This window comes from Microbacterium sp. 22303, from assembly GCF_052045265.1.
GTDB lineage: Bacteria > Actinomycetota > Actinomycetes > Actinomycetales > Microbacteriaceae > Microbacterium.
In genome coordinates this window covers 146,240-170,918 of the sequence record NZ_JBQEOQ010000004.1, presented here as the reverse complement: position 1 = coordinate 170,918, position 24,679 = coordinate 146,240, and the positions used below count along the sequence as shown (strand labels likewise).

31 protein-coding genes, 1 tRNA gene and 1 pseudogene are annotated in these 24,679 nt (G+C 68.5%); 22 read left to right on the top strand and 11 right to left on the bottom strand.

Annotated elements, in window-relative coordinates:
• Nucleotides 1–2: 2 nt before the first annotated feature.
• Genes ACTJI8_RS12765 through ACTJI8_RS12755 form a run of 3 tightly spaced genes read left to right on the top strand, consistent with a single transcriptional unit; the run spans nucleotide 3 to nucleotide 2,753 of the window.
• Entirely contained in the window at nucleotides 3–455 is a 453-nt protein-coding gene (locus tag ACTJI8_RS12765) for a hypothetical protein (RefSeq protein WP_440733812.1), read from the top strand.
• An 18-nt stretch (nucleotides 456–473) separates the two neighbouring features.
• Complete coding sequence (locus tag ACTJI8_RS12760; RefSeq protein WP_440733811.1) at nucleotides 474–2,561, top strand: GDSL-type esterase/lipase family protein; 2,088 nt, start codon at nucleotides 474–476, stop codon at nucleotides 2,559–2,561.
• 12 nt (nucleotides 2,562–2,573) lie between these two features.
• Complete coding sequence (locus ACTJI8_RS12755) at nucleotides 2,574–2,753, top strand: hypothetical protein (RefSeq protein ID WP_440733810.1); 180 nt, start codon at nucleotides 2,574–2,576, stop codon at nucleotides 2,751–2,753.
• Between the two features lie 262 nt (nucleotides 2,754–3,015).
• On the opposite strand, the gene ACTJI8_RS12750 is transcribed toward ACTJI8_RS12755, so the two are convergent.
• Nucleotides 3,016–3,795: a S1 family peptidase gene (locus tag ACTJI8_RS12750; RefSeq protein ID WP_440733809.1), complete on the bottom strand. Its 780-nt coding sequence runs from the start codon at nucleotides 3,793–3,795 to the stop codon at nucleotides 3,016–3,018.
• A gap of 148 nt (nucleotides 3,796–3,943) precedes the next feature.
• Between ACTJI8_RS12750 and ACTJI8_RS12745 the strand changes: the two genes are divergently transcribed.
• The 4 genes from ACTJI8_RS12745 to ACTJI8_RS12730 are packed head-to-tail and all read left to right on the top strand — an operon-like array spanning nucleotide 3,944 to nucleotide 6,538.
• Nucleotides 3,944–5,470 carry a peptidoglycan recognition protein family protein gene (locus ACTJI8_RS12745; protein WP_440733808.1) on the top strand — a complete coding sequence of 509 codons (1,527 nt, stop codon included), beginning with the start codon at nucleotides 3,944–3,946 and terminating at the stop codon, nucleotides 5,468–5,470.
• On the top strand, nucleotides 5,467–5,634 hold the full coding sequence (locus tag ACTJI8_RS12740) for a hypothetical protein (RefSeq protein WP_440733807.1): 168 nt from the start codon (nucleotides 5,467–5,469) through the stop codon (nucleotides 5,632–5,634). Before ACTJI8_RS12745 ends, ACTJI8_RS12740 begins: the two co-directional genes overlap by 4 nt.
• Nucleotides 5,631–6,137, top strand: a complete 507-nt coding sequence (locus tag ACTJI8_RS12735) for a hypothetical protein (RefSeq protein WP_440733806.1) — start codon at nucleotides 5,631–5,633, stop codon at nucleotides 6,135–6,137. Before ACTJI8_RS12740 ends, ACTJI8_RS12735 begins: the two co-directional genes overlap by 4 nt.
• Nucleotides 6,134–6,538, top strand: coding sequence for a hypothetical protein (locus ACTJI8_RS12730; RefSeq protein WP_440733805.1), 405 nt, complete (start codon nucleotides 6,134–6,136; stop codon nucleotides 6,536–6,538). The genes ACTJI8_RS12735 and ACTJI8_RS12730 overlap by 4 nt, the downstream gene beginning before the upstream one ends.
• Before the next feature lie 86 nt (nucleotides 6,539–6,624).
• Here the strand turns inward: ACTJI8_RS12730 and ACTJI8_RS12725 are convergent, their stop codons facing one another.
• Entirely contained in the window at nucleotides 6,625–7,113 is a 489-nt protein-coding gene (locus ACTJI8_RS12725; protein ID WP_440733804.1) for a hypothetical protein, read from the bottom strand.
• Nucleotides 7,113–7,388, bottom strand: a complete 276-nt coding sequence (locus tag ACTJI8_RS12720) for a hypothetical protein (protein WP_440733803.1) — start codon at nucleotides 7,386–7,388, stop codon at nucleotides 7,113–7,115. The genes ACTJI8_RS12725 and ACTJI8_RS12720 overlap by 1 nt, the downstream gene beginning before the upstream one ends.
• A gap of 96 nt (nucleotides 7,389–7,484) precedes the next feature.
• Here ACTJI8_RS12720 and ACTJI8_RS12715 point away from each other — a divergent pair, with 96 nt between their 5' ends.
• Both ACTJI8_RS12715 and ACTJI8_RS12710 read left to right on the top strand, forming a co-directional pair.
• Nucleotides 7,485–7,655 carry a hypothetical protein gene (locus tag ACTJI8_RS12715; protein WP_440733802.1) on the top strand — a complete coding sequence of 57 codons (171 nt, stop codon included), beginning with the start codon at nucleotides 7,485–7,487 and terminating at the stop codon, nucleotides 7,653–7,655.
• Between the two features lie 9 nt (nucleotides 7,656–7,664).
• Nucleotides 7,665–8,597, top strand: coding sequence for an SDH family Clp fold serine proteinase (locus tag ACTJI8_RS12710; protein WP_440733801.1), 933 nt, complete (start codon nucleotides 7,665–7,667; stop codon nucleotides 8,595–8,597).
• Nucleotides 8,598–8,600: 3 nt separating this feature from the next.
• On the opposite strand, the gene ACTJI8_RS12705 is transcribed toward ACTJI8_RS12710, so the two are convergent.
• Genes ACTJI8_RS12705 through ACTJI8_RS12690 form a run of 4 tightly spaced genes read right to left on the bottom strand, consistent with a single transcriptional unit; the run spans nucleotide 8,601 to nucleotide 10,176 of the window.
• Nucleotides 8,601–9,293, bottom strand: a complete 693-nt coding sequence (locus ACTJI8_RS12705) for an SOS response-associated peptidase (RefSeq protein WP_440733800.1) — start codon at nucleotides 9,291–9,293, stop codon at nucleotides 8,601–8,603.
• 10 nt (nucleotides 9,294–9,303) lie between these two features.
• A complete protein-coding gene (locus tag ACTJI8_RS12700; protein ID WP_440733799.1) occupies nucleotides 9,304–9,642 on the bottom strand; it encodes a hypothetical protein in 339 nt (112 codons plus the stop codon).
• A 9-nt stretch (nucleotides 9,643–9,651) separates the two neighbouring features.
• Nucleotides 9,652–9,978: a hypothetical protein gene (locus ACTJI8_RS12695; RefSeq protein ID WP_440733798.1), complete on the bottom strand. Its 327-nt coding sequence runs from the start codon at nucleotides 9,976–9,978 to the stop codon at nucleotides 9,652–9,654.
• A 9-nt stretch (nucleotides 9,979–9,987) separates the two neighbouring features.
• Complete coding sequence (locus tag ACTJI8_RS12690) at nucleotides 9,988–10,176, bottom strand: hypothetical protein (protein ID WP_440733797.1); 189 nt, start codon at nucleotides 10,174–10,176, stop codon at nucleotides 9,988–9,990.
• Between the two features lie 17 nt (nucleotides 10,177–10,193).
• On the opposite strand from ACTJI8_RS12690, the gene ACTJI8_RS12685 reads away from it, so the two are divergent.
• The 10 genes and pseudogenes from ACTJI8_RS12685 to ACTJI8_RS12640 all read left to right on the top strand — a co-directional run bounded on the left by ACTJI8_RS12685 (nucleotide 10,194) and on the right by ACTJI8_RS12640 (nucleotide 17,969).
• Complete coding sequence (locus ACTJI8_RS12685; RefSeq protein WP_440733796.1) at nucleotides 10,194–10,418, top strand: hypothetical protein; 225 nt, start codon at nucleotides 10,194–10,196, stop codon at nucleotides 10,416–10,418.
• Nucleotides 10,367–10,630: a DUF3263 domain-containing protein gene (locus tag ACTJI8_RS12680; protein WP_440733795.1), complete on the top strand. Its 264-nt coding sequence runs from the start codon at nucleotides 10,367–10,369 to the stop codon at nucleotides 10,628–10,630. The genes ACTJI8_RS12685 and ACTJI8_RS12680 overlap by 52 nt, the downstream gene beginning before the upstream one ends.
• A pseudogene (locus tag ACTJI8_RS12675) lies at nucleotides 10,627–10,707 on the top strand (DUF4244 domain-containing protein); the annotation flags it as partial. The gene ACTJI8_RS12680 and the pseudogene ACTJI8_RS12675, both read left to right, overlap by 4 nt.
• On the top strand, nucleotides 10,704–11,102 hold the full coding sequence (locus ACTJI8_RS12670; protein WP_440733794.1) for a TadE family type IV pilus minor pilin: 399 nt from the start codon (nucleotides 10,704–10,706) through the stop codon (nucleotides 11,100–11,102). The pseudogene ACTJI8_RS12675 and the gene ACTJI8_RS12670, both read left to right, overlap by 4 nt.
• Nucleotides 11,102–11,443, top strand: coding sequence for a helicase (locus tag ACTJI8_RS12665; protein ID WP_440733793.1), 342 nt, complete (start codon nucleotides 11,102–11,104; stop codon nucleotides 11,441–11,443). The genes ACTJI8_RS12670 and ACTJI8_RS12665 overlap by 1 nt, the downstream gene beginning before the upstream one ends.
• 62 nt (nucleotides 11,444–11,505) lie before the next feature.
• Nucleotides 11,506–14,349, top strand: coding sequence for a type I DNA topoisomerase (topA, locus tag ACTJI8_RS12660; RefSeq protein WP_440733792.1), 2,844 nt, complete (start codon nucleotides 11,506–11,508; stop codon nucleotides 14,347–14,349).
• Complete coding sequence (gene tmk, locus ACTJI8_RS12655; protein ID WP_440733791.1) at nucleotides 14,346–14,975, top strand: dTMP kinase; 630 nt, start codon at nucleotides 14,346–14,348, stop codon at nucleotides 14,973–14,975. The genes topA and tmk overlap by 4 nt, the downstream gene beginning before the upstream one ends.
• 58 nt (nucleotides 14,976–15,033) lie before the next feature.
• Nucleotides 15,034–16,191, top strand: a complete 1,158-nt coding sequence (locus ACTJI8_RS12650) for a DNA polymerase III subunit delta' (protein WP_440733790.1) — start codon at nucleotides 15,034–15,036, stop codon at nucleotides 16,189–16,191.
• Nucleotides 16,188–17,744, top strand: a complete 1,557-nt coding sequence (locus ACTJI8_RS12645) for an alpha/beta hydrolase (RefSeq protein WP_440733789.1) — start codon at nucleotides 16,188–16,190, stop codon at nucleotides 17,742–17,744. Before ACTJI8_RS12650 ends, ACTJI8_RS12645 begins: the two co-directional genes overlap by 4 nt.
• Before the next feature lie 152 nt (nucleotides 17,745–17,896).
• Nucleotides 17,897–17,969: transfer RNA gene (locus tag ACTJI8_RS12640), tRNA-Thr, on the top strand.
• Between the two features lie 89 nt (nucleotides 17,970–18,058).
• Here the strand turns inward: ACTJI8_RS12640 and ACTJI8_RS12635 are convergent.
• The gene (locus ACTJI8_RS12635; RefSeq protein ID WP_440733788.1) at nucleotides 18,059–19,186 is read right to left on the bottom strand and encodes an epoxide hydrolase family protein; all 1,128 of its coding nucleotides are present in this window, start codon (nucleotides 19,184–19,186) and stop codon (nucleotides 18,059–18,061) included.
• A gap of 235 nt (nucleotides 19,187–19,421) precedes the next feature.
• Here ACTJI8_RS12635 and ACTJI8_RS12630 point away from each other — a divergent pair, with 235 nt between their 5' ends.
• Both ACTJI8_RS12630 and ACTJI8_RS12625 read left to right on the top strand, forming a co-directional pair.
• Entirely contained in the window at nucleotides 19,422–20,081 is a 660-nt protein-coding gene (locus tag ACTJI8_RS12630) for an isochorismatase family protein (protein ID WP_440733787.1), read from the top strand.
• Nucleotides 20,078–20,623 (top strand): DUF1697 domain-containing protein, encoded by a 546-nt coding sequence (locus ACTJI8_RS12625; protein WP_440733786.1) that lies wholly within the window; start codon nucleotides 20,078–20,080, stop codon nucleotides 20,621–20,623. Before ACTJI8_RS12630 ends, ACTJI8_RS12625 begins: the two co-directional genes overlap by 4 nt.
• On the opposite strand, the gene ACTJI8_RS12620 is transcribed toward ACTJI8_RS12625, so the two are convergent.
• Nucleotides 20,610–20,876, bottom strand: a complete 267-nt coding sequence (locus tag ACTJI8_RS12620) for a hypothetical protein (RefSeq protein WP_440733785.1) — start codon at nucleotides 20,874–20,876, stop codon at nucleotides 20,610–20,612. The two genes, ACTJI8_RS12625 and ACTJI8_RS12620, sit on opposite strands and share 14 nt — an antisense overlap.
• A 25-nt stretch (nucleotides 20,877–20,901) precedes the next feature.
• Here ACTJI8_RS12620 and ACTJI8_RS12615 point away from each other — a divergent pair, with 25 nt between their 5' ends.
• On the top strand, nucleotides 20,902–21,420 hold the full coding sequence (locus ACTJI8_RS12615; RefSeq protein WP_440733784.1) for a CGNR zinc finger domain-containing protein: 519 nt from the start codon (nucleotides 20,902–20,904) through the stop codon (nucleotides 21,418–21,420).
• Between the two features lie 28 nt (nucleotides 21,421–21,448).
• On the opposite strand, the gene ACTJI8_RS12610 is transcribed toward ACTJI8_RS12615, so the two are convergent.
• Both ACTJI8_RS12610 and ACTJI8_RS12605 read right to left on the bottom strand, forming a co-directional pair.
• On the bottom strand, nucleotides 21,449–22,861 hold the full coding sequence (locus ACTJI8_RS12610; RefSeq protein ID WP_440733783.1) for an APC family permease: 1,413 nt from the start codon (nucleotides 22,859–22,861) through the stop codon (nucleotides 21,449–21,451).
• Nucleotides 22,862–22,876: 15 nt separating this feature from the next.
• Nucleotides 22,877–24,598: an amidohydrolase gene (locus ACTJI8_RS12605; RefSeq protein WP_440733782.1), complete on the bottom strand. Its 1,722-nt coding sequence runs from the start codon at nucleotides 24,596–24,598 to the stop codon at nucleotides 22,877–22,879.
• Between the last annotated feature and the right edge of the window lie 81 nt (nucleotides 24,599–24,679).

The following is a 24,679-nucleotide window of genomic DNA, read 5'->3' as shown; positions in this document are numbered from 1 at the left end:
TGATGTCGACGGTGATCGTGACGGGGACGCTGACTGATCTCGGGCTGGGGGCTCTGCCGCTGACCGGGCTCGCGATGCGTGTGCGGCCGGTGCGGGAGGCGTTCGGCCCGGACGGGCTGGTCTCCGCGGTCCCGGTGTCTGTGGTCGTGTCCCCGTCGGGGGCGTTCTCCATGACGCTGGTCCCGTCGGGGGAGCTCACGGACGCGGTGACGGGGCGTGCAGGTGTCGATTACGTGATCGAGGTCGGCCGGTTCGAGTCGTCGATCGACGGGGTCGTGTTCGCGGGCCTGGATCTGTGGCAGTTCACCGCGGTCGCCGGCGGCGGAAACATCGGCGGCATGGCCGGCGGGTCTCTGCTCGCAGTGTGGTTGGGCCCGCCCTGGCCCACGGCCCCGATGCCGAAGGGCCTGTACGTGGACATGACGGTGCCGAACGACTGGGGCATCGTTTCGTGAGCATGAAGGAGATCTGAGATGGTGCTTCCCGTTGGTGTGACTCGTCTCGGTTCGTTCCGTGGCGACAAGGGCGACCCGGGCGGTGCGGGCCCGGCCGGGCCTACGGGGTCGCTCGCTTTCGCGGAGGCGGTGCGGGTCCCGTTCGGCACGGCACCGTCGGTCGTGATGATCGGCCCGGCGAACAACCGGGGGGCCCGGTTCTCGATCCCGGACGGCGCTCCCGGTGTGAACGCGGTTCCGACTGATGAGGCGGTCGCGGCGAACGTGGCGAACAAGGCCAGCGCGACCGGTGCTGCGGTCGACGCGGCCGTGATCACGTCCCAGGGGCCCGCGCGGAGCACTGCACCGCGCTACTTGGACGCGTACGTGAACTACTTCAAGACGCCCGCGATGGTGTGGGTGCCGGGGCAGGCGATCGTCGGGACGACCCTGGCGGCGCCGGCCGCGACCGGCGCGACGGTCCTGTCGCTCGCGTCCGGCACGGGGATCCTGCCCGGGATGACGCTCGTCACCGACCAGGGCACGACCGCGGAGCAGCAGTTCCGTGTCGTGTCGGTCGCCGGCGCAGACGCGACGGTAACCCCCGCGGTCGCTGGGGCACTCGCGTCCGGCGCCGCGATCGGCCCCTGGTGGGAGGACCCGATCCACCCGGTCGCGACGATCGGTGGTGTCTCGTACGGGTACTGGCTCGCGAACGCGAAGGACGCCACGGGCGCGTTCGCGATCCGCAATGTCCCCGCCGGCCGTCCCGTCGTGGTGCTCGGTGACTCCTGGGTGGGCCGGTTCTTCACCCGGTTCGCGTCCGCGCTCGCCGAGCGTCTGCCCGGGGTTACGGCGGTGAACGCGGGTGTGCCGGGGAACACGTCGGCGATGATGATCGCCCGGTTCGCGACCGACGTCCCCACGAACGCCTCCTACGTGCTCATCAACGAACCCGGCGTGAACGATGCCCCGACGGTGTCGCTGGATCAGCAGACGGAGAACCTGCGGATCCTCGTCGACATGATCCGCGGTATCGGCGCGATCCCCGTGTTCAGCGGCCCGGTCCCGCTGGTGAACAACCAGGACCAGGCGAAAGCGCAGGCCGACGCGTTCCGCGCGCAGCTCGCGAACCCGATCGCCTACCCGGCGGTCACGCCGGAGCAGCTGCGCCGGCAGATCGCGCCGATGGTCCGCCCGGAGGTGTTCAGCCTCGGCATCGGCGAGGGCGCGCTCGTCAAGCGCACCACCGGCACGCACAACACCGCCACCGGCTACCTCGCTCTCGGCGAGCTCACCACGGGCGTCCAGAACGTGGGACTCGGATACCGTGCACTCGCGAAGCTCGCCGCGGGTAACCAGAACACGGCCATCGGCTCGAACGCCCTCGCGGAGAACACCGCCACCGGTAACACCGCGATCGGCTCCCGAGCCCTGACCGCGAACACGACCGGCGGGAACGCGACCGCGGTCGGTAAGGACGCGCTCGCCGCGCAGACGACCGGCGCGGACAACACCGCGATCGGTGCATCCGCGCTCACCCTGAACACGACGGGCGCGAACAACGCGGCAGCCGGGTCCGGAGCGCTCGCGAAGAACACGACCGGCAACCAGAACACCGCTTTCGGAGCGTTCTCGCTCGCCGCGATGACCGTCAATGCGGGGTCCACGGCGATCGGCACGTACGCGCTGCTCGCGGCGACCGGTGCCGGGAACATCGGCATCGGCCGTGGTGCGATGCAGTCCCTCACCACGGGGGCGACGAACACGGCGATCGGAACCGACGCGGGCCAGTCGCCCGCTGGGGTGGTCGGGAACGCGTCGACGACCGCGTCCCGGCAGACTCTGATCGGACACCAGGCCGGGCAAGGATCGGCGACCCAGGTCGATTCGATCACCGCGATCGGCGCCCGTGCGCTCGTGTCCGGTACACGGTCGATCGCGCTCGGCGCGGACACCTCGGTCGTGGAAGCAGACCAGGCCGGTATCGGCCCGCGCAGCTTCTACGCCCAGAACGTCGCCGCCGAGCCCGCCACCCCGGCCGCCGGCGGTGTCCTGTTCATGCAGGCCGGTGCCCTGAAGTACAAGGGCTCCGCCGGTACCGTCACGACGCTCGCCGCAGCCTGAAACGGAGACATCATGCAGGAACTCGAATCGTTGGCGCTGCTGCTCGCCGACATGAACACCCAGATCCGCGCCCTCCAGGGTGCGCTCCGCGATCGTGACGAACTGATCGGCGTGCTCCAGGAGGAGAACGCCGCGCAGCGCGTCGAAATCGCCACCGACAAGGTCGAAGCATCCGCGGAGGCAGGCTCGTGAGCGGCGACCTTGCGAGCGGTTTGGGGGAGCTCGGCGACGCCCCCAAACAGGCGAGGTCGGGAGACGTCGTCGACCGGGTCGAGCTAGTCTCGGCTCGGTCGACGACGGCAGGCACCTCGCCGGCAAAGAAGGTTTGGCTACTTCTCCACAGGGACGGCACGATCTCGTGGGAACGGCATGCGGATGCCATCGAGCATGAGTCGGTGCGCCGCGCGTTCGGTGCGCCGGGCCCATTCCCTGTCGCGGACGTAGGGCTCCGCGATCAGTAGTACTCGAATCGGTCCCGCGTGTTGCCTTCAATGACCTCGCGGATCGCGCGGCGCTTCCAAATCCTGCCGATGTCCATCCGTGAATCGATGCGGCCGGAATAGATGCCGTGCAACTCCCACGACTCCGCACCGTTCCACATCATGGATCCATTCGCGTACGTCTTCGGACCGGTCCAGAAGGTGATCACGGGCGACCCGGATTGCCCCGGGACGGTGCGTGCATCGATGAGGAAGCACGGAAGACCGTCGTAGTCCGCGTCAGGTTCACTCGCGATCGAGCCTGTCGCCCAGATCGGGAACCCATCGCCGCTCGAGTGTCCATAGGGGTACCCGATCACAGTCACCATCGATGTGGGCGCGATCGCTCCCGGGGAGTCGGGCTCCGTGACGGGATAGAAGACCGGGTGCAGGGCACCATCGTTGGTCGTCGCTATTAGTGGGAACCGGATAGCGACGACATCGACCCGATTTCCATGGACGGGGTGTGTCAGCCAGATGGGTTCGCCGTCGGCATAGAGCATCAGCGTCTCATCGATCCGGACCCAAGCGCGAGTAACAGTGTCGATTCCGAAGCGCGACAGGAGGAGCCGATCTGGGATCGGGGCCCCGCTCGTGAGCGGTTCACCCGTGAAGCGGTTCCGCCCGGTGACTACATGCCAATTGGTTACGAGGTACGGAGCATCGCCGCTCCACACGATGAAGCCGCTGCCGTCATCGATTGTTCGTAGCGGCCCCTCCACGGGCATCCGAGCCGATTTCACCTGCACCGACATCAACGACGGCTCTGAGTACACGTCGCCCCCCAATCACTCGCATCGTTTCTACCCCCTCTGCCCCCTACCGGCATACCCGACTTCCCAATCCTGATCGGCGCCACGCAATCGCAACGGCGCCGTTCGTCGTCCCCGAAAGGACACCCTCATGGCCAATCTCAAGAACCACCCGGGCATGTGGCTCCGGGACGACGCCGCCGCGGCGATCAACGCGCTCGAGGACAAATACGGCGTCATCGTCATCAACAGCGCCGGCCGGTACGAGTGGGAGCAGCAGGAGCTCATCGACCGCTACGACGCCGGCGACCGCACGATCTACATGCCGTACCGCCCCGCAGCGGGCTCGCCCCATGTCCGCGACGGCGGCACCGCCGTGGACATCTACAACTACACGGACGACCGCGCCAAGATGGAGGAGTTCGGCTTCCGGTGGACGTACGGCGACGACGACCCCGTGCACTACGACTTCATCGGCTGGTCCGGTGGCGGGACGCTCGAGGCGAATCAGCGCCGCGCGGGGTCCAGCGGTGTTCGAGCGCGCCGCGCCCCGTCGACGTCCGCTGAGGCGGTCGAAGCGAGCTTCCTCGCCGAGGGTGAGGTCGGCACGTTCGCCGGCTACGTCACTGGGGAGAGTGTCTCCGGTGAGAACCGGTGGGCGAAGGGCGCGTTCTCCGGCCTGTTCTTCTGGCTGGGCGGACTCGCCCCGCAGGGCGTGGAAGGGCTCCCGTTGCTCGACGCGCCCAAGCCCGCGCTGCGCGCCAACCAGCGCCAGGCGGACGCCGACGGTGTGAAGGGTCGCCAGGCGCCGAACACGATCGCGGCACAGACGACCTTCCTCGCACCGAACGACGTCGGCGACTTCGACGGGTGGACCCGCGGTCAGGCCGTCAACGGCGAGGACCGATGGCTGCGCGGCGCCTACTCCGGCGCGTGGTTCTGGCTCGGCGGCCTCTCTCCGCGCACCGTCGACGGGCTCACCGAGGTCAAGCCCGGGACCACGCCGCCGGCGCGCCCCGCCGCTCCCGGCGCCGTCACCCGGACGCCGGTCTACCACGGCGCCAAGACGGGATGGGCGGTGCCGCTCGGCTACCGGTGGGAGGATCCGCGCTGGGTGCCCGAGACGCGGAAGCCGTCCATGGCCATCAACCGGCTGATCGTGCACCACGAGACCGCGACGACGTCTCAGGTCGAGTACTTCAAGACGTGGAACGAGCGCGAGTCCTGCCCGACGTGGGAGGTGGAGCGCGACGGCACGGTGAACGAGATGATCGACCCGCGACTGAAGCCGGCGTCGACGGGCTCCGCGAACGAGTACAGCGTTGCGATCGAGACGACGAACACGTCCGGTGCACCCTCCTGGGGGATCTCGGATGCGTCGCACGAGGCGATCGCTCAGATCGCCGCGTGGCTGTCGAAGCAGACCAACATCGGCGGCGTCCCGGTCGACATCAAGCTCGACCGCCAGCACATCATCGGCCACAACGAGGCCGGCGTGAACGCCACCTCCTGCCCGGGCCCGTCGATGGACCTCGACCGAATCGTGAAGCGGGCGCAGCAGATCGCCGCGCCCGTGGATCCGAAGCCGGATCCGGGCTCCGGCCTCACGCCCGACGCTGCCACGTTCTGGCAGCGCCTGTTCGAGTGGCTGCGCGCGTTCTTCAAGGAGGCGAAGTGAACGAGCAGGAGTGGGCGCGCTCGCGCCCGTCGAACATCCAGCACGGACAGCGCCGGCGGCGTCCCATGACCCCGGGTGACGCGGCCTGGATCAGCCTCGGCGCGATCCTCGTCGCGGGTGTCCTGGTCTACGTCGCAGTCCGGACGCTCGGGTGGAGCGCATGACCCACACCAGCCCCGGCCGCCCGGTCCGGCGGGGGCGGGGCTGGTGGTGGGTAGCCGCAGCAGCGCTGGGCGTCCTGATCGTGTGCGTCGGCGTAATCGTCGCCGGCGCGATGAATGACGGCGACGGGTCCCCGCTCGTCGAGAACCCGGGTGCTGTCCTGGTCGGGTTCTTCGCGCTCGTCAGCGGCTTGGGATCCGCGCTCATCGGGAAGCTCTCCGGCCCGCTCTCCGATATCGGTGACGTGAAGGAGAACGTGCAGAACGACCACACGAAGCCGGACGGCACACCGCTGAACCTCAGAGACGACCTCGACGAGAAGCACGACACCGTGCTCGAGGCGTTCGCGGTGTTCCAGGCCGAGATGAAGGCCGAGTTCGCCGCGGTCCGCCTCGACATAGGCGGGCTCCGCAAGGAGAACCGCGACGACCGCGACGACGCGAACGGCCGCATCAGCGACCTCGCATCCCGGGTCCGACACATCGAACAGAAAGGCACACCATGAACCGCATCTGGTTCCCGAATCAGCGATGGATCCGCACCGCACTGCAGGTCGTGCTCGCCGCGATCACACTGCTCGGCATCATCGTGGCGGTGGCGCCGCAGATCCTCGACGCAATCGCCGACGTCCTCCCGGACGACACGGTCGTGTGGATCGCTGGCGCCATCGCTACGCTCGCGGCGATCAGCGCAGCGATCTCCCGCGTCATGGCGATCCCCGCGGTCGACGAGTTCCTGAAGAAGTTCGGAGCTGGATCCGCGCCGGCTGGCGCCGTCATCCATACCGACTTCGACGGGTCCGAGATCGGCCTCACTCGCCGCCAGTACCGCGCGATGCTCGACGGTGCTGACACCTACGACCCGGCCACGTCGACCGACGGAGCGCACCTGAACCCCGGCGACTGAGCATTCCTGCCCAGGCCGCCGTCGCGCGCAATCGGCGACAACAGAACGCCCCGCTTCTCTTCGGAGAGGCGGGGCGTTTCCTTGGTTCAGGCGAGAACTGGACGGCCAGACGTGTATGGGGTCAGCCCGTTGGGGCGGAGCTGGAGAATATGGGTGGCGTTCTCAGAGACCGGCTGGTGATTCCGGTTGAGCTCCCACCACGCGGAGACGAGGTCGAGGATCTCGGTGCAGAAGTGCTGGATGTCGAAGTTCAGCGTCTTGCCCATCACGTTGTTGTGAAAGGTCCAGTCATCGGAGGTCGGAAACGTGAACACGATGGCCTCGAAAGTGCTCATCTTCACGCGGCCTTGGTGCAGAATCCCACATCGGATCTTGTACGCGTCCGCAGCGGTCAGCCGCGGGAAAGCTGGCAGGATGTGCTCGTCATACCACGCGCGAAACGTCTTCGCCGACGTCTCTCCGCTCTCGGTAGACAACGCAGCACAGATGTCTACGAGCGCCAGCGTCGACTGCAACCCGACGACGTACAGCTTCGCTTCCAGAGCGCGCCGGATCTCATCGATGAGGTGATCCACTAGACCCTCCTCACCGACAGCAGCTGGTAGTCATCCGGGATCTTCGCCTGCAGCGCCGCCATATCATCGGCCTCAATCTCGGTCACGCCGTCGCGTCGGGCGATCGTGCCCTCCGCGGTCATCGTGGTGTCCTTCTTCGCCATCGTCACGGGTGCGGAGGTCGTCTCCCACCCGGCCGGAGACTGGGCGCGGATCAGGTCTTGGATCTCGTCGAGCTCTTCGCCCTGGACGGTGATGGTGCGCGTCTCGCGCGGGCGGATCATTCCAATGAGCACCAGGACAGCCTAGGCGGCCGTGGCGCTTCGTCAGGCCAACCCTGGCCCTCGCATTTTGCTGCTCCGAGCCTGACGTAGATGTGCAACAATCGGGCTATGGCGACGACCATTGATCGGGATGAGATGCTCGCGCACGCCCGCATGCAGCCAGGCGTTGCGGACGTCATGCGTCTGTACGAAAAGTCGCAGCACGCCATGGCGCCGATGCAGGCTCAGCGGCCGTCGAGCCGGATCGTGTTCTCGACAGGTGCGAACCGATCCCTGTAGCCTCCCCCCATGCCAACCTGGGGTGATCTGCTAACTGAACTGAACCAGCAATGGTCAGATCCCAATACTGGGCTCATTGACCTGGATGGGATGCGGCGAAAGTACCTCGTTCAGCTTCACGCCTTGACCAAGCGCAACGTCGTCACGTACTACACGGACTGGATGGGTGCAGGTGGCGACGTGTCGATCTCGCTGCCGGACATCCACGGGTTGATGGAGGTCTTCAAGGACCTGGGCGAAGACGGCGGTCTGGACCTGCTAATCCACAGCCCTGGCGGCGATCCCACCGCGGCTGACAGTCTTGTCCAGTACATGCGAGCTAAGTTCAAGGATGTCCGCGTGATCGTGCCAGTTGCCGCGATGTCGGCGGCCACCATGTGGGCACTGGCTGGGGATCGCATCGTGATGGGAAAGCAGTCGCAACTCGGACCGATCGATCCGCAGCTGCAGATGTCGTTCGGAATGATCCCGACAGGCGCAATCACCCGCACGTTCGAACGTGCGCAGCGCGAATGTGCCGAGGACGCGACTCGGCTGAGCGGATGGGTGCCAACACTGCAGCAGTACTTCCCGGGCCTTCTCGAGATCTGCGACGACTCGACGAAGCTGGCGCGAACGCTCGTGGAACGGTATCTGCAGGATCACATGCTCAATGGGAACCCGGATGCGGCCCGCACCGCAGCCGAGTTCTTCGCAAACGATCAGATCCACATTGCACACGGACGCGGGATTCATCGCGATCAGGCGAGGCTTCACGACATCGTCATCGATGACCTGGAGGCTGACGATCAGCTGCAAGATGCAGTGCTGTCTGTCCACCACGCGTACATGCACACCTTCACGATGTCGGGAGTGGCCAAGATCATCGAGAACCACCTTGGTCGTGCATGGATGAAGCAGCGGGTCCAACAGCCTGCACCGGTGTTTCCGGGTGGGTTCTGAGCACTAACCGGCGCGTTGGATCACAGTCGAGTCATCACGGTCGACGGTGCGCACGTTGTTCACCTTCCGGTCGACGACGTACTGCTCAATCGTGGAGGCGATCGCGGTGGAGGATCCGTCGAGGAGGGCGAGCATGTTCTCGCGGCCGGGTCGGTCGAGCTTCACCGGTTCGAGCCAGGCGTCCATCGCGTCGGGGGTGAGGAACGCGGGCATCCGGTCGTGGACCTCCCCGCCGGCGTCGCGCGCTTCACGGGTGACGACGACGAAGCAGCGGGTCTGCTCGCCGCGCACGTCCATCGACCAGGTGAGGCCGGCTGCGGCGAGCAGGCCGTCGCCGTGGAGGTAGTGCGGGACCTTCGCACCCTTCTCGCCCGTCCACTCAAAGTAGCCCCGCATGGGTACGACGCAGCGCGCCGCGGTGAACGCCGGCGCCCAGAACCCGGCCGCGAGCTTCTCGACCCGGGCGTTGATGAGCGGGGCGCCGGGGCGCATGTTCTTCGGCTTCTCCCAGTCCCACCGCACGAGCTCGAGGAACCGGCCGTCACCGCGATCCCGAACGATTGGCGCCGAGTCGGTGGGAGCGATCGAGTACGAGCCGTGCCATTCCTTCCACCACTCCTGAGGATCCCCGCCATTCGCGACGAACTCCTGAATGAGCTCGTCGGTCTTGGCGTCCATCGCGAATCGTCCGCACATGGCCGCCACCCTACGCCGAGCGGCCGACACCCGGCGAGAGAGCCTCGGCGGGGGCCTCGGAGACGGTGACGGCGTTGCCCCACACCCAGCATCGGAACGTCTTGTCGCGGATCGTGAACGAGATCCCCGCGGCGGTCGCCGTGGTCCGATGGATCCAGCAGTCTGTCTCGTAGGGGATGGCCGCGAACCGCACCCACGCTTTCGCCCGGATCGGCTGCGGGTAGATCGTGACGGGGGTGCTGTCTAGTTGCAGCTCCTTGGGTGTGAGGGTCTGCAGCGGGTTCTCGCGGGCGACCTTCAGCAGGAAGTGGTCAGCTGCCGCCGAGGCTTCGCGCTGGCTCGTTCCCACGGGGCGACGCTACGTTAGGTCGCGGACACCGGCGGGGGCCTGGAATCCGGAGGTGCTGTGGGATCTGAGGCCGCGGCGGTGTTGGCCGAGCTTGATCGCGTCGTCCATGTCGAGGGGGAGCGTGCGCAGCGCGTTGACGAGCGTGGCCCGGTACTGGTCGTCGTAGAAGCCGATGAACTCGCCGACCTCCTGGGCGAGTAGGTCGATCCGGTCGCCGGCGGTCGCGTACAGCTCAGCGATCACGGGCGCGGGATCCTGGGCGTACTGATTTCGAGTCATCACGCATCCGATCTGGATGCTGAGAATGGTGTCCGGCGCGAGCGGGTGGGAGGGCATGCCGGGAGGCTACGCCGCGCCGCTGACATCGTGGAAGTCGGGCCCGTCGAACTCGGCCGGCATCACGACCCCGGTCGGTCGAGGAACGATCACGCCATGCTCGGGGCAGGCCAGGGCGCCGCCCTCGTCACGCAGCACCACGCCGCAGATCGGGCAGACCTCGGCGCCGAGCCCGTCGTCCTGGATCCCGCTCTGCATGCTGTCACCCTATGTCCGTGCCTGGTGCGAGCATCACCCTCATGCGCAAGGACGGACGCCCCCTGGTCACCGAGTTCCCGGTCACTGCAGAGGACATGATCGAATACCACCCGCCGTGCGACGGCCCGTATCCGATCCCAGCAGGCGCGATCGCGTGCAGCTTCGGATCTGTCGTTGTCGATCGCACGGCATGGATGGATGCGGACATCGACCACGACGACGAGGAACTGTGGATCCCGTGAGACCGAGCGAACTCCTCGCGTTCGAGGCCGCCCACCCTGGCTGGTCGAGCAATAAGGAGATGCGGATCCGGCACGAGCTGGCGATGACACCGGTGCGGTACGCGGTGCTGCTCGAGCGGGCGGCGGTGTCCGTGGAGGGGATGCTTGCGGATCCGATCACGGCGAGGCGGGTGCGCGCGCCTGGGCGCAGGACTTTGTCGGCAACGTACTGATAGCGGTGATCATGCGCAGCGATGAGGTGCGCGGGATCCTGACGGATCTCGTGCGCCGTGCGCTGACGGTGGCATGACGCCGCGGAGCCCGTTCGGTCGCCGTCCTGGTCGCGGGCATGCCCCGGCCGGGGCTGCGCACCGCGATCGGGAGCGCGGGTCCGCGACGGCGGAGCTCGCCGTCGCCCTGCCGATCGTCGTGCTGACGCTGCTGCTCGGCGTCGGCGCGCTGGGTGCGGGCATGCGCATGGTGGCGCTGCAGGATGCGGTGGCCGACGCTGCGCGCATCCTCGGGCGAGGGGACGAAGCGGGGGGAGCCGGGACTGCCGTGGCGCGAGCGGATCCGGCGGCGGGAATCGCGGTGAGCAGATCCGACGACCTGGTGTGCGTCACTGCGTCCGCCGAGACGCGCATCCTCGGCGGAATCGCCGTGCCGATCCATGCGACCGGGTGTGCCCTGGATGGGGGCCGGTGATGGCGGGCTCCGCACTCGCGGTCGGCGGGATCGCCGTGACGGCAGTGCTCGGGCTCGGCGCTGCCATGATCGGCGGGGCCGGTGCGACATCGCAGCGGATGGCCGCGGCCGCCGACGCCGCAGCACTGGCCGCGGCCGACACGCTCTCGGGAGCGATCCCCGCGGCGGATGACCCCTGCGCCCTCGCCGCCCGGGTCGCGCAGGCGCACCAGGCGGCTCTGCAGGACTGTCGCATCGAGGGCGCTGTGGTCATCGTGCACGTCGCGGCGGCGTACGCTGGATTCCCGGCCGTCGCCGGATCCCGTGCAGGACCACCCGAACTTCCTGCGGGCGACGGATGATCGTGCTGAGTCCCCGACTCCGGTGCGGTGTGTATGGTGTGCTTCGACGAAAGGACGCACCCGTGGCGCAAGGCAAGAAGCTTGTCATCGTCGAGTCCCCGACGAAGATGAGGTCCATTCAGGGCTATCTCGGCGAGGGCTTCGAGGTGCTCAGCTCGGTGGGTCACATCCGTGACCTGGCCGACAAGAAGGACATCCCGGCCGCTGACAAGCAGGCGTACGGCAAGTACTCGATCGACGTCGACCACGACTTCGACCCCTATTACGTGGTCTCGGATCGCAAGACCAAGACCGTCGCCGAGCTGAAGCGCGCGCTGAAGACCGCCGACGAGCTCCTGCTCGCCACCGATGAGGACCGCGAGGGCGAGGCCATCGCGTGGCATCTCCTGGAGACGCTGAAGCCCAAGGTGCCGGTCAAGCGGATGGTCTTCCACGAGATCACCAAGGATGCGATCCAGGCCGCGGTCGGCAACACCCGCGAGCTCGACCTCGCGCTCGTCGACGCGCAGGAGACCCGCCGGATCCTGGACCGCCTGTACGGGTGGGACGTCTCGCCGGTGCTCTGGTACAAGGTCAAGTCGGGCCTCTCCGCGGGCCGCGTGCAGTCGGCTGCCACCCGAATGATCGTGGACCGCGAGCGTGAACGCATGGCGTTCGTCTCGGCCGAGTACTGGGATGTGGACGCCACGGCATCCGCGTCGGGCTCGGCCTTCACGGTGCGTCTGGTCCGCCTGGACGGCGGCGCGATCGCCCGCGGCACGGACTTCGACGACAACGGCGCTCTGAAGAGGGCGGTCGTCATCCTCGATGAGAAGGCGGCCGCCGCGCTCGCCGCCGCCGTCGACGCCGTCGGATCCGGCACCGTCACCAAGGTCGAGGCGAAGCCCGGCACCCGCAGCCCGTACGCCCCCTTCACGACCTCCACGCTGCAGCAGGAGGCGGGGCGCAAGCTCTCGATGAGCGCGAAGCAGGCGATGAGTGTCGCCCAGCGTCTCTACGAGAAGGGCTACATCACCTATATGCGCACCGACTCGGTCGCTCTCAGCACCCAGGCGGTGCAGGCGGCCCGGTCGCAGGCGGTCGCGCTCTACGGCGATGCGGCCGTGCCGCTGAAGCCCCGCGTGTACAAGGGCAAGAGCAAGAACGCGCAGGAGGCGCATGAGGCGATCCGGCCGTCGGGCGAGAAGTTCCGCACGCCCGCTTCGGTGGCGTCGCAGCTCGATCGCGAGGAGTCGCGTCTCTACGACCTGATCTGGAAGCGCACGGTCGCCAGCCAGATGTCGGACGCGAAGTACGAGACCACCACGGTGACGATCGCCGTCGATGCCGATGGGCGCACGGCCGAGTTCACCGCGTCCGGCACGGTGTACACCTTCAAGGGATTCCTGGAGGCGTACGAGGAGGGACGCGACGAGAAGCGCCACGCCGCCGATGCCGCGGAGAACCAGTCGCTCCCTGCGGTCGCCGTCGGGGACGTGCTCGGCGTCGCGGAGGCCGAGGCGAAGCCGCACCGCACCACCCCGAAGCCGCGCTACACGGAGGCGTCGCTGGTCAAGGCGCTCGAGGAGCACGGCATCGGGCGCCCGTCGACGTTCGCCAGCATCATCGGCACCGTGATCGACCGCGGCTACGCGACCAAGCGCGGTCAGGCGCTCGTTCCGACGTGGATGGCGTTCAGCGTGGTGCGGCTGCTCGAGCAGCACTTCGCCGATCTCATCGACTACGACTTCACGGCCGCGCTCGAGGACGACCTCGACGCGATCGCCCGCGGCGAGCAGAAGCGCATCGAGTGGCTGCACTCCTTCTACTACGGCAACGACACCCAGGTGGGCCTGCGCCAGGTGGTCGACAACCTGGGTGAGATCGATGCGCGGGCGCTGAACGCGACGCGGATCACCGACACGGCCACGCTCCGGTTCGGCAAGTACGGCCCGTACCTCGAGGTCGCCGACCCGGCGCACCCCGACGCGAAGCCGCGCATCGTCAACGTGCCGGAGGATCTGGCTCCCGACGAGCTGACCGCGGCCAAGGCGCAGGAGCTCATCGACGCTCCCGTCGCGGGCGACCGCGTGCTGGGGGAGAACCCTGACAACGGCAAGGTGATCGTCGTCAAGGACGGCCGATTCGGCCCGTACATCCAGGAGAACGATCCGGTCTCCGACGATGACCAGGTCGATGAGGCGACCGGCGAGGTCGTCGAAGCGCCGAAGCCCAAGCGGGGCGCGAAGAAGGAGGCGGCGCCCAAGCCGCGCACCGCCTCGCTGTTCCGCTCGATGTCGGTCGACACGATCGACCTCGACACGGCGCTGAAGCTCCTCGAGCTGCCGCGCGTGGTGGGCGTGGATCCGGCGACGGAGGAGGAGATCACCGCGCAGAACGGCCGATTCGGGCCGTACCTGAAGAAGGGCGCCGACTCGCGCTCGCTGGAGAGCGAGCAGCAGATCTTCGACATCAGCCTGGACCAGGCGCTGGCGATCTACGCGCAGCCCAAGTACGGCGCCCGGCGCGCATCCAGTGCGCTCGCCGAGTTCGAGGCGGATCCCGTGAGCGGCAAGCCGATCCGGATCCGCGACGGCCGCTTCGGCGCATACGTCACCGACGGCGAGACCAATGTGACGATCCCGCGCGGACAGCAGGTGCAGGACATCACCTTCGAGATCGCCGTGCAGATGCTGGCCGACAAGCGCGCGAAGGGGCCGGCGCCCAAGCGCGGAACCCGGGCGGCCGCTGCGAAGAAGACGACCACGGCGAAGAAGGCCCCCGGCAAGGCGGCAGCGAAGAAGGCTCCGGCACGGAAGGTGGCGGCCAAGACCGACGACGAGAAGGCCGCCGCCCGCTCCGCCGCCGCGAAGAAGGCCGCCGCCACCCGAGCCGCCAACGCGGCGAAGAAGCAGGCCGGCGCGTGAGCGGGGGCCGCGGCCTCTGGATCACCCTCGAGGGCGGCGACGGCTCCGGCAAGACCACGCAAGCGGGGCTCCTGGAGGGCTGGCTGCACGAGCAGGGCTGGAAGACGCTGCGCACGCGCGAGCCCGGCGGTTCCGAGGTCGGCGTGCTGATCCGCGACATCGTGCTGCACCACCGTGGTGACATCGCCCCTCGTGCCGAGGCGCTGCTGTACGCCGCCGACCGCGCCCACCACGTCGCCACCGTCGTGCGCCCCGCGCTCGAGCGCGGGGAGGTCGTGATCCAGGACCGCTACCTGGACTCCTCGGTGGCGTATCAGGGGGCCGGCCGCGTGCTGGACGCGGACGAGGTGCGCGGGCTCTCCTTGTGGGGCGCCGAGGGCGCGCTGCCCGACCTCACCGTGCTGCTCGACCTCGATCCCGCCACCGCACGGCGCCGGCTGGATTCAGCGGAGAAGCCGTTCGACCGGCTCGAAGCCGAGCGGGAGGAGTTCCACCAGCGCGTGCGTGCGTCCTTCCTCGCCCTTGCCGAGGCCGAACCGGAGCGCTTCGTCGTCGTCGACGCCGCGCAGGACCCGGACGCGATCGCGGAAGCGGTGCGTGCGCGTGTGGCGAGGCTGCTGAACTGAGCCGCGGGCCCTGTGCACAGGGCGCGCAATGTCGCTCCCCGCGGTTAGGCTTGACCGCATGTCGGCCACCGTCTTCGCTCCTTTTCCGTGGACGGACGTGTGGGGGCAGGATGCCGCGGTCGAGACACTGCAGGCCGCGGTCACAGACCCTGCGGCGATGTCGCACGCATGGCTCATCACCGGTCCGCCCGGATCCGGCCGGTCCACGCTCGCCACGGCCTTCGCCGCCTCGCTGATCGCCTCGGGGCCGGACGATGAGCAGACCATGCGTCAGGTGCTCGCCGGCACCCACCCCGACGTGACGGTGCTCCGCACGGAGAAGGTGATCATCTCGATCGCCGAGGCCCGCGCGCTCGTCGAACGGTCGTACTTCGGCCCGTCCAGCGGGCGGTATCGCGTGATCGTCGTCGAGGATGCCGATCGCATGACCGAACGCACCTCGAACGTGCTGCTGAAGGCGCTCGAGGAGCCGCCCGAGCAGACGGTCTGGATCCTGTGCGCGCCGAGCGAGGCGGATCTGCTGCCCACGATCCGCTCCCGCGTGCGTTCGCTGCGGCTGCGCGAGCCCGATGTGGCCGCGGTCGCCGAGCTCATCGTGCGTCGCACCGGGGCGGATCCGGTCGTGGCGGAGCAATCCGCCCGGCACGCTCAGCGGCACATCGGCATGGCGCAGCGGCTCGCGACCGACGAGGCCGCTCGCGCTCGCCGCGAGCAGACTCTGCGCGCCGTGCTGAGCGCGCGCGGGGTCAACGACGCCGTCGAGGTCGCCGGGCAGATCGTGCAGGCCGCGACGGACGACGCGAAGGCCCTCACCGCCGAGCGGGACGACGCCGAGCGCCGCGTGCTGCTGCACACGGTGGGCATCGCCGAGGGTCAGGCCGTGCCGCCCGCCGTGCGCTCGCAGATCAACGCCCTGGAGGACGAGCAGAAGCAGCGCGCCAAGCGCAGCGTGCGCGACGGCCTCGATCGGGTCCTCACCGACCTGCAGTCGCTGTTCCGGGATGTGGTGATGCTGCAGTTCGGCCGCGGTGACGCGCTCATCAACGAAGAACTCGCGCCCGAACTCGCCGCCCTCGCTGCCGCGTGGGCGCCGGAGCGCACCCTGATCGTGCTGGATCATCTGGCCGAGACCAGGGAAGCGCTGGAGCGCAACGTCGCTCCCGTGCTCGCCCTTGAGAGCTTGCTCGTGACCGTCACGAGCGGGAGGAGACCATGAACACCCGTTCCCGCTCGCGCCTGCGTCGCGCCTCAGTGGTGGTGGCGGGTCTCGTCGTCGCTGCGATCGCGCTGTCCGGTTGCCTGTATGCGATGATCCCGGCCCACCCCACGTCAGCCGGACCGACCGCGACCCCCGACACCTCGGGCATCGCCGAAGACCTCAAGCCGTTCTACGGGCAGAAGCTGAGCTGGTCAGGGTGCGGCGCTGGGATGGACTGCACCACGGTGAAGACCCCGCTCGACTGGGAGGACCCCGGCAAGGGGACTCTCGACCTCGCCGTGGTGCGTCATCGAGCGACCGGCGCCTCGAAGGGATCTCTTCTGACCAACCCGGGCGGACCCGGGGCGAGCGGTCTCGACCTGATCAAGTCGAGCCTGGACTACGCGGTCAGCCCGACCCTCATCAAGAATTACGACGTCATCGGCTTCGATCCTCGCGGCGTCGGATCCTCCACCGCGGTGAAGTGCTTCGACGCGTCGCAGATGGACGACTACCTGTACTCGATCCGCCCCGGCGCGCGCGGCGGCGACGAGTGGACCACGGCGCAGAAGAACGCCAACAAGGACTTCGCCGACGCCTGTGAGCAGAACAGCGATGGGATCCTGCCCTACATCACCACGGTGAACTCCGCGCGTGACATGGATCTGCTCCGGGCCGTGCTGGGGGACAAGAAGCTGAACTACCTCGGCTACTCCTACGGCACGTTCCTCGGCGCCACCTACGCCGAGCTGTACCCGGAGCGCGTGGGCCACCTGGTGCTGGACGGCGCCCTGGATCCGGCGGTCTCCAACCTCGATGTCAGCACGACGCAGGCGATCGGATTCGAATCCGCCCTGCGCGCGTACATGGCTGATTGCCTCAAGGGCAAGAAATGCCCTTTCCAGGGCACGGTCGACGACGCCATGAAAGATCTCGGCGCTCTCCTCGCGAGCGTCGACCGCTCACCGCAGAAGAACACCGACGGCCGCATGCTGGGAGCGGACTCCCTGATGACCTCGATCGTCGCGGCGCTGTACTCGCAGGACAGCTGGTCGTATCTCACGCAGTCGCTCACGGCAGTGCTGAAGGGCGACCCCTCCGTGGCCTTCCAGCTCGCGGACTTCTACAACAACCGCGAGAACGGCAAGTACTCCGACAACTCGACCGAGGCGTTCCGGGCGTACAACTGCATGGACTACCCCCTGGAGGACGACGCGGCGGCCAAGGCGGCATCCGATGCCAAGATCAAGGCCGAGGCTCCGACCATCGCCCCGTACTGGGATGGTCCCGACCCGTGCGAGCAGTGGCCGTACCCTCCCACGGGCAAGCGCGGCGAGATCGCCGCCGCGGGGTCCGGTCCCATCCTCGTCATCGGCACGACCAATGACCCCGCCACCCCGTACACCTGGGCCGAGTCGCTCGCGAAGCAGCTCGAGGGCGGCATCCTCATCACCCGCGTCGGCGAGGGGCACACCGGCTACAACAAGGGCAACTCGTGCGTGGACGATGCCGTGGACGCCTACTTCGTGGACGGCACCGTGCCGGACAAGGCGGGGATCCGCTGCGAGTAGCGAGATCCTGCCGTCACGGCCGGATCCGCACGGAGACGGTGGTCGCCGTGACCGGGCCGCGCCCGGGGTGCGCGTGGTTCGCAGCACGCCCGCGGACAGGGTAAGATCGTTGATCGTGCGGTTCGCCCGCATGCGCATCCACCAGGGTGTGCGCCGCCCTAGCTCAGTCGGCAGAGCATTTCACTCGTAATGAAAAGGTCAAGGGTTCGATTCCCTTGGGCGGCTCGACCGGAAACCCCCTCCTCGGAGGGGGTTTCGTCGTTCGGCCTGGTCGCACCGGTGCTGACATCGTCCTCTCCTGCTGCGGTGTGCGGTCAGCCGACCCGGGGCAGGGACCGAGCGAACTCTGTGATGTCCGCGGCGAGGAGCGCCGGCTCTTCATGCGGCGCGAAATGCCCGCCACGGGGCATGACGGTGTACCGCACGACGTCATAGGTGCGCTCCGCCCAGCTGCGCGGAGGGCGGGCGAGGTCGAACGGGAAGAGCGCGACCGCGGTGGGCACCGAAACGCGGTCGACCCGAGTCGTGAGTCCTGCGGCGAACTCGTAGTACGGCCGGAGCGAGGTCGCGATCGAGTTCGTGGACCAGTACAGCGACGCGAGGGTGAGGAGATAGTCATCTGAGAATCGGGTCGAGAGGACTCCTCCGCAGTCGCTCCATGCGCGGTGCTTCTCCAGGATCCAGGAGAGCAGCCCGGCCGGCGAGTCGGAGAGCGCCGGGGCGAGCGTGAGCGGGCGGGTCTGGTGCTGGTGCTGGTAGGCGCCCTCCGTCGAGATCCATCTCTGCACGCGCTCGAGATGGTCGCGCTCGTCATCGGTGAGGCTCTCGGAGTCGACCTCACGCGGTGCCGCCACGGCAAGAAGATGGATGCCCGCGAGGTGTTCGGGGTGCGCCTGCGCCAGACGGGAGGTGATCCCGGCGCCGAGATCACCGCCGTGTGCGATGTACCGCGGGAATCCGAGCTCGGCGGTCATCAGCCGGTGCCACAGCTCGTGCGTCTGTCCAGTGAGGGTCGGTCGCTGAGGCGAGAACGGGAAGCCGGGTAGGGCCGGCACGATGACGGTGCGGGCATCGGACGGGTCGCCCGCGAAACGGGAGGGGTTCGAGAGGCGCTCGGCCAGATCCACGAGCTCGAGCGCGCTGCTCGGCCAGCCATTGGTCAGGACGATCGGCAGAGCGGAGCCCGGCGTGACAGGGTCGAAGCGCAGGTAGCCGACAGGCGTGCCATCGAGGTCGGCCGAACGCCAGGGGAGCGCCTCGATCCGGTGCTGCTGTGCGTCCGCATCGAAACCATCGGCCCAGTGGGCGACGAGACGCTGCAGGTCGTCGAGTCGAGTCCCCGCCTCCCATCCGACCTCCGGCCACGGCTCGGGCCAGCGGGTCGCGCGAAGCCGGCGCCGAAGATCCTCGAGATCGGACGGATGGTTGAGACGAGGGATCATCGTCGCCCTTCCCAGGCGCGGACAGAACCGAAAGACACGGCGGACCACGGCACGGATGCGGGCCGCGGCGTGGATCTTGGAGCTGTCTCGAGCGTAAGGAACGCTTCCGTCGTGCACAAGACAGGCGAGTCAGCTCCATGGCGAGGAAGCAGGGTGCGCCGCACATCGGGCGTTCGACTCGACGGGAAACCCCCTCCTCGGAGGGGGTTTCGTCGTTCCGGCGTACGCTCGGAGCATGTCCCGTGCACTGCTGATCGTCGACGTCCAGAACGACTTCACCGAGGAGGGGGCCCTCGCCGTGGTCGGCGGTGACGCGGTCGCCAGCGGCGTCACCGCGCTGCTGCACGAGCACGCGGCCGACTACGACGTCATCATCGCCTCGCGGGACTGGCATGACGCGACGGGGGACAACGGCGGACACTTCTCCGAGGCGCCCGACTACGTCGACAGCTGGCCCGTGCACTGCGTCGCCGGCACCACGGGCGCCGACTACGACCCGCTGCTGGACACCGCCTCCGTCACCCACCACGTGCGTAAGGGGCAGGGCAAGCCCGCTTACTCCATGTTCGAGGGTGTGACGGAGACGGACGAGACGGTCGCCGCGATCCTGTCCGCGCACAGCGTGCTCACCGCCGACGTCGTCGGCATCGCGACCGACCACTGCGTGCGCGCCTCCGCGTCCGACGCGATCGCACACGGCGTGCACGTGCGGATCCTGACCGACCTCGTCGCGGGCGTCGGCGCCGAATCGAGCGCCGCAGCGCTCGCCGAGCTCGCGCATGCCGGGGCCGAGCTCGTGCCGAGCGCCGACCGACGGGATGCTCCGGCCGAGGGCACGGCGCCCGCCGGTTCCGCGGATGTCTCCGACCAGCCGACCGACGGCTCCGCCGAATGACCGTCGAACGCTGCGCGCTGCTGCTGCGCGCCGTGAACGTGAGCGGCGCGAACAAGGTGCCGATGGCGGAGTTGCGTGCGCTCATGAACGACCGCGGGGGGTTCGGCGCGGTGATCACCTACATCGCCAGCGGCAACGTCATCTGCGACGCCCCGGCGGATCCGCCGGCGGTGTGCGCGGAGGTGCGGACCCTGATTCACGACGCGTTCGGCGTGAACACGCCCGTGATCCTGCGCACGCACCACGAGTTGGTCCGTGCGATCGAGGAGAACCCGTTCCCCGATGCTGCGGCCGACAAGATGCTGCACGCGATGTTCCTCGAGGGAGTGCCGCGGGCCGATGCGGTCGAGACGCTGAATGAGCGACTGCAGCCCGGCGAACGGATCGCCCTGCGCGGAAACGACCTGTGGATCGATTTCGGCGCCGGGGGAGTGCATTCCAGCAAGCTCACGCGCCCGGTGCTCGATCGCGCGCTGGGTGTCGCCGGTACCGCGCGCAACCTCCGCACGGTGCGGAAGCTCGTCGAGCTCACGGCCGGCTGACGCCCTCGGCCGGCCCGTCGGTCTCGCCGGCCCCGAGGGTGCGGCTGAGCGCGGTCGGAGCCGCAGAGTCTGCGGCATGCAGATCCACGCGTTGCGCGCCGCAGGTCACGCAGCGGACGTACAGCAGCGTGCCGTCGGACGTCCTGTGCCGGGACCGCGTCCTCCAGGCATGCTCGTGCGCGGGAGCGGGTCGGAGCGGATCCGGAGTCGTGAGGGGGATCGATGCGGTGTCGGGGGTGGATGCGGCGGTCATGATTCCACGATGATGTAATGCTCCTATGCATCTCAACCCTTACGGCGAGTACGCGGTTCTGATGGCGGCATCGCTCGCGAACGACTGGCCGTCCGATCGCGCCGGCATCGAGCAGCGCACCCGCGAGTTCGGCATGACGATGACCTTCCCGGACGATCCGCAGGACCATCCCGCGACCCGAGTCGTGATCGACGAGTGGCTGCGCGTCGTCGACGCGGCGACCGCGCGGGCGCGCGCATCGCTGCTGAACGCGCAGATGGCCACGGCGGCGGCGTACCCGCGGCTCACAGACCACGACGGCGAAGGCTGGCACCTGCACTATCGCGGCGAGGAGGATTCGCTGCCCCGTGTGCTGCGCGCCGTGATCGCCGTCGGCACCTCACTGCACCTGGTCACACGAGGGATGACGCGACTGGGGCGCTGCGCGGCGGCCCCGTGCACGCACGTCGTGGTGGACGTGACGCGCAACGGGCGGCAACGCTACTGCTCGGTGCGCTGTGCCAACCGCGACGCCGTGCGCCGGCACCGGGCTCGACGGGCTTAGCGCTCCGGGCCCGGTGCCAGCTCGATGATCAGTCGTACATGCCGACGTTGATCGGACCCGTCAGGTCGGGCGGGGCAGCACGGAAGCCGCGCGTCTTCACGAGCAGGTAGACGACCCCGATCGCCGTCCAGGCGCCGCCGATGATCATCGAGATCCCGTCCAGGCTGAGCCAGAGCGCCACGTTGATCACGACCCCGATCGCGGGGACGACGACGAAGCCGATCCAGGATCCGATCGTGCGCTTCGTGATGAATCGGAAGAACACGAAGATGACCGAGAGGTTCACGAACGTGAAGGCGATGAACGCGCCGAAGTTGATCATCGACGACGCCTGCGCGAGGTTCACGAACAGCGCGGTCAGGGCGATCGCGGCGACGATGAGCACATTCGCGACGGGCACCCCGGTTCGCGGGTTCACCCGGCCGAACAGTCGCTTCGGCAGGGCGCCGTCGCGGCCCATGGCGTAGAGCAGGCGCGCTGCGCTCATCTGCTGCGTGATGCCGCAGCCCAGCACCGCCATCATGTAGCCGCCGACGAAGATCGCCTGGAACGCGGCGCCGCCGATGTACTTCGCGATCTCGGGGGAGGCGCCGACGATGTTCTCCAGCTTCGTCACGTCGGGGAAAAGTGTCTGCATGACGTAGGTGACGGTGAGGAAGAACGCCCCTGCCGCGGCCACGATGAGGAAGATCGCGCGGGGGATGTCCCTGGTCGGACGCTCCGCCTCCTCGGCCAACGTGGAGACCGCGTCGAAGCCGAGGAACGACAGTGCGAGGATCGCGGCGCCGCCGGCGAGGGCGGCCGCCTGGACGTCGTCCGAGAAGAACGGGCGGATCGTGAACGACGCGTCATTGGCGCCGTTCGAGATGTTCACGACCGCCAGCACGACGAACAGCACGGCGACGACGAGCTGGATGCCGACCAGGATCACGTTCATGCGGGCCGCGAGCCGCACGCCGACCAGATTGAGCGCAGTGCAGATGACGATGGTGAGCAGCACCCACACCCAGAACGGCACGCCGGGATAGATCGCGCCCATGTAGATCCCGGACAGGATCGCATTGATCATCGGCAGCAGCAGATAGTCCAAGGTCGCCGCCCAGCCCACGAGGAAGCCCACGGACGGGTGGATCGTCTCCTTCGCGTAGGTGTAGGCGGATCCGGCGATCGGGAAGAAGCGCACCATGCGCGAGTAGCTGAACGCCGTGAAGAGCACCGCGACCAGCACCACCAGATAGGCGAGCGGCACGTGGCCGCTGGTCTGGTCGGCGACGATCCCGAACATGTCGAACACCGCGAGCGGCGCCATGTAGGCGAGGCCGATGAAGACCAGGTGGCGCAGCTTCAGGGTGCGCCGGAGCGCGCCCGGCTCGTGCGTGACGGCGTGGGCGAGCTGATCGTCGCCGGCGGCGATGGCGGAGTGGGATGGCAGCGTTGACATCGTGTCGGGTCGTCCTCAGTCGTTGTGGGAGTGGCAGTGGTGGTCGGCGGCGGGTTCGGTGCAGCTCTGTCCGGCCCCGCCCGGGTCTTGGACCGTCGCCGGGGCTGCGGCTCCGCCGAGCTCGCCGCGATGGTCGTGCACTGCGGTGCCGCCCACGACGGTGAGGTCGGCGTGCTGGGCGAGGATCTCCGCGGGCTCCATGGCGTAGAGGTCGCCCGACCACACCACGAGGTCGGCGAGGTATCCGGTGCGGAGCATTCCGAGGGTGTCCTCGTGGTGGAACGCTCCCGCCCCGCCCTTGGTGTAGGCCTCCAGGGTGCGGTCCAGGTCGAGGCGCTCGCCCTGGGTCCAGGGGTCGCCGCCGTCGAGGCGGGCGCGGGTCATCGCGCTGTAGACGCCGACGAGCGGATCCATCTCGCCCACCTGCCAGTCGCTGGAGAACGTGACCCTGGCGCCTGACTCGATCATGGAGCGGAAGCGCCAGGCGCGGTCCCAGCGTGCCTCTCCGACGTTCTCCATCCATGTGCCGGCGACGAGGTCCGGAGAGGCGTGCCGCGGCTGCATCGCCGCGACCACCCCGAGCTCGCGGAAGCGCGGGAGGTCCTCCGGGGACAGGCACTCCACATGCACGATGCCGTGGCGGGCGTCGCGCGCGCCGTTCGCCCGCTGGGCGGCCTCGATCGAATCCAGCGTCAGCCGGATCCCCCAATCGCCGGTGGCGTGGGTGTGCACCTGATAGCCGAGGCGGTCGAGCTCGATGAACAGCTTCGTGAACTCGGTCGGCTCGAGGCTGGTGTGCCCGCGGTGACCGGGGCGGTTCGCGTAATCCTCGAGCATCGCGGCGGTGTGCGGCTCGATCACGTCGTCGGCGTAGAGCTTGACGGCGCCCAGCCGGAATCGCTCGTGCTGCGGCGTCTCCCGGATCGCCTCGGTGATGCGGGTGCGGAAGTCGCCGTCGGCGCCGACGGGGTGGTAGATCGCGGCGATGGTGCGCGACGTCAGCTTGCCCTCGCGCTCGGCGCGATCGAACAGCGGCAGCTCCGCAAGCGGGACCTGCGGCTCGACCACGGTCGTGATACCGAAGCGCCGGGCCATCTCCAGGCTGTTCACGATCTTGCGATAGCGGCGATCGGGGGAGTACATCGGGATGTCGCGCTGCAGCTCTGCGAGCCCGTCCACGGTCATCGCGCTGGTGTAGAAGTCGAAGACCCAGCCGGTCGGCTCGCCGGTGGTCCGGTCCATCTCGGGGTTCCCCCAGGCGATGTCGCCACCGTTCAGGATGCCGAGCTTGGCGAGCGCGGGACGGTTCAGCCAGACCGAGTGCTGATCGTAGGTCGTGATGAACACGGGGCGGTCGGTGACCCCTGCGAGGTCGTCGGCGTTCGGGCGACGGTTCTCGACCACCGAGTAGAGCGCGTTCTCCGCGCAGATCCACTCCAGCTCGGGGTGCGCCTCGGCGAACGCCGCGATACGCGAGCGCACCACATCGAGGCTCTGCACCTGGTCGAGGCTGACGGCGAGGTCGTCGTAGCCGAGCAGCAGGTGGTTGTGAGTGTCGGCGACGCCGGGGGTGACCAGGCGGCCCTCGAGCTGGACGGTCTGCCGCGCCGAGGGGGCTTCCGCGGCGGATCCCACATAGGTGATGCGGTCGCCCGTGACGCCGACGGCCTCGGCCCAGGGCTGCGCGGGATCGAAGGTGCGGACGCGTCCGCCGGTGTAGAGGGTGTCGACTGCCATGTCGTTGCTCCAGCGTCTCGGGGTGGGCGCGCGCTGAGGCGCGAAGAAAGAGTTCTTTGACTCAAGAGTAAATTAATTCAC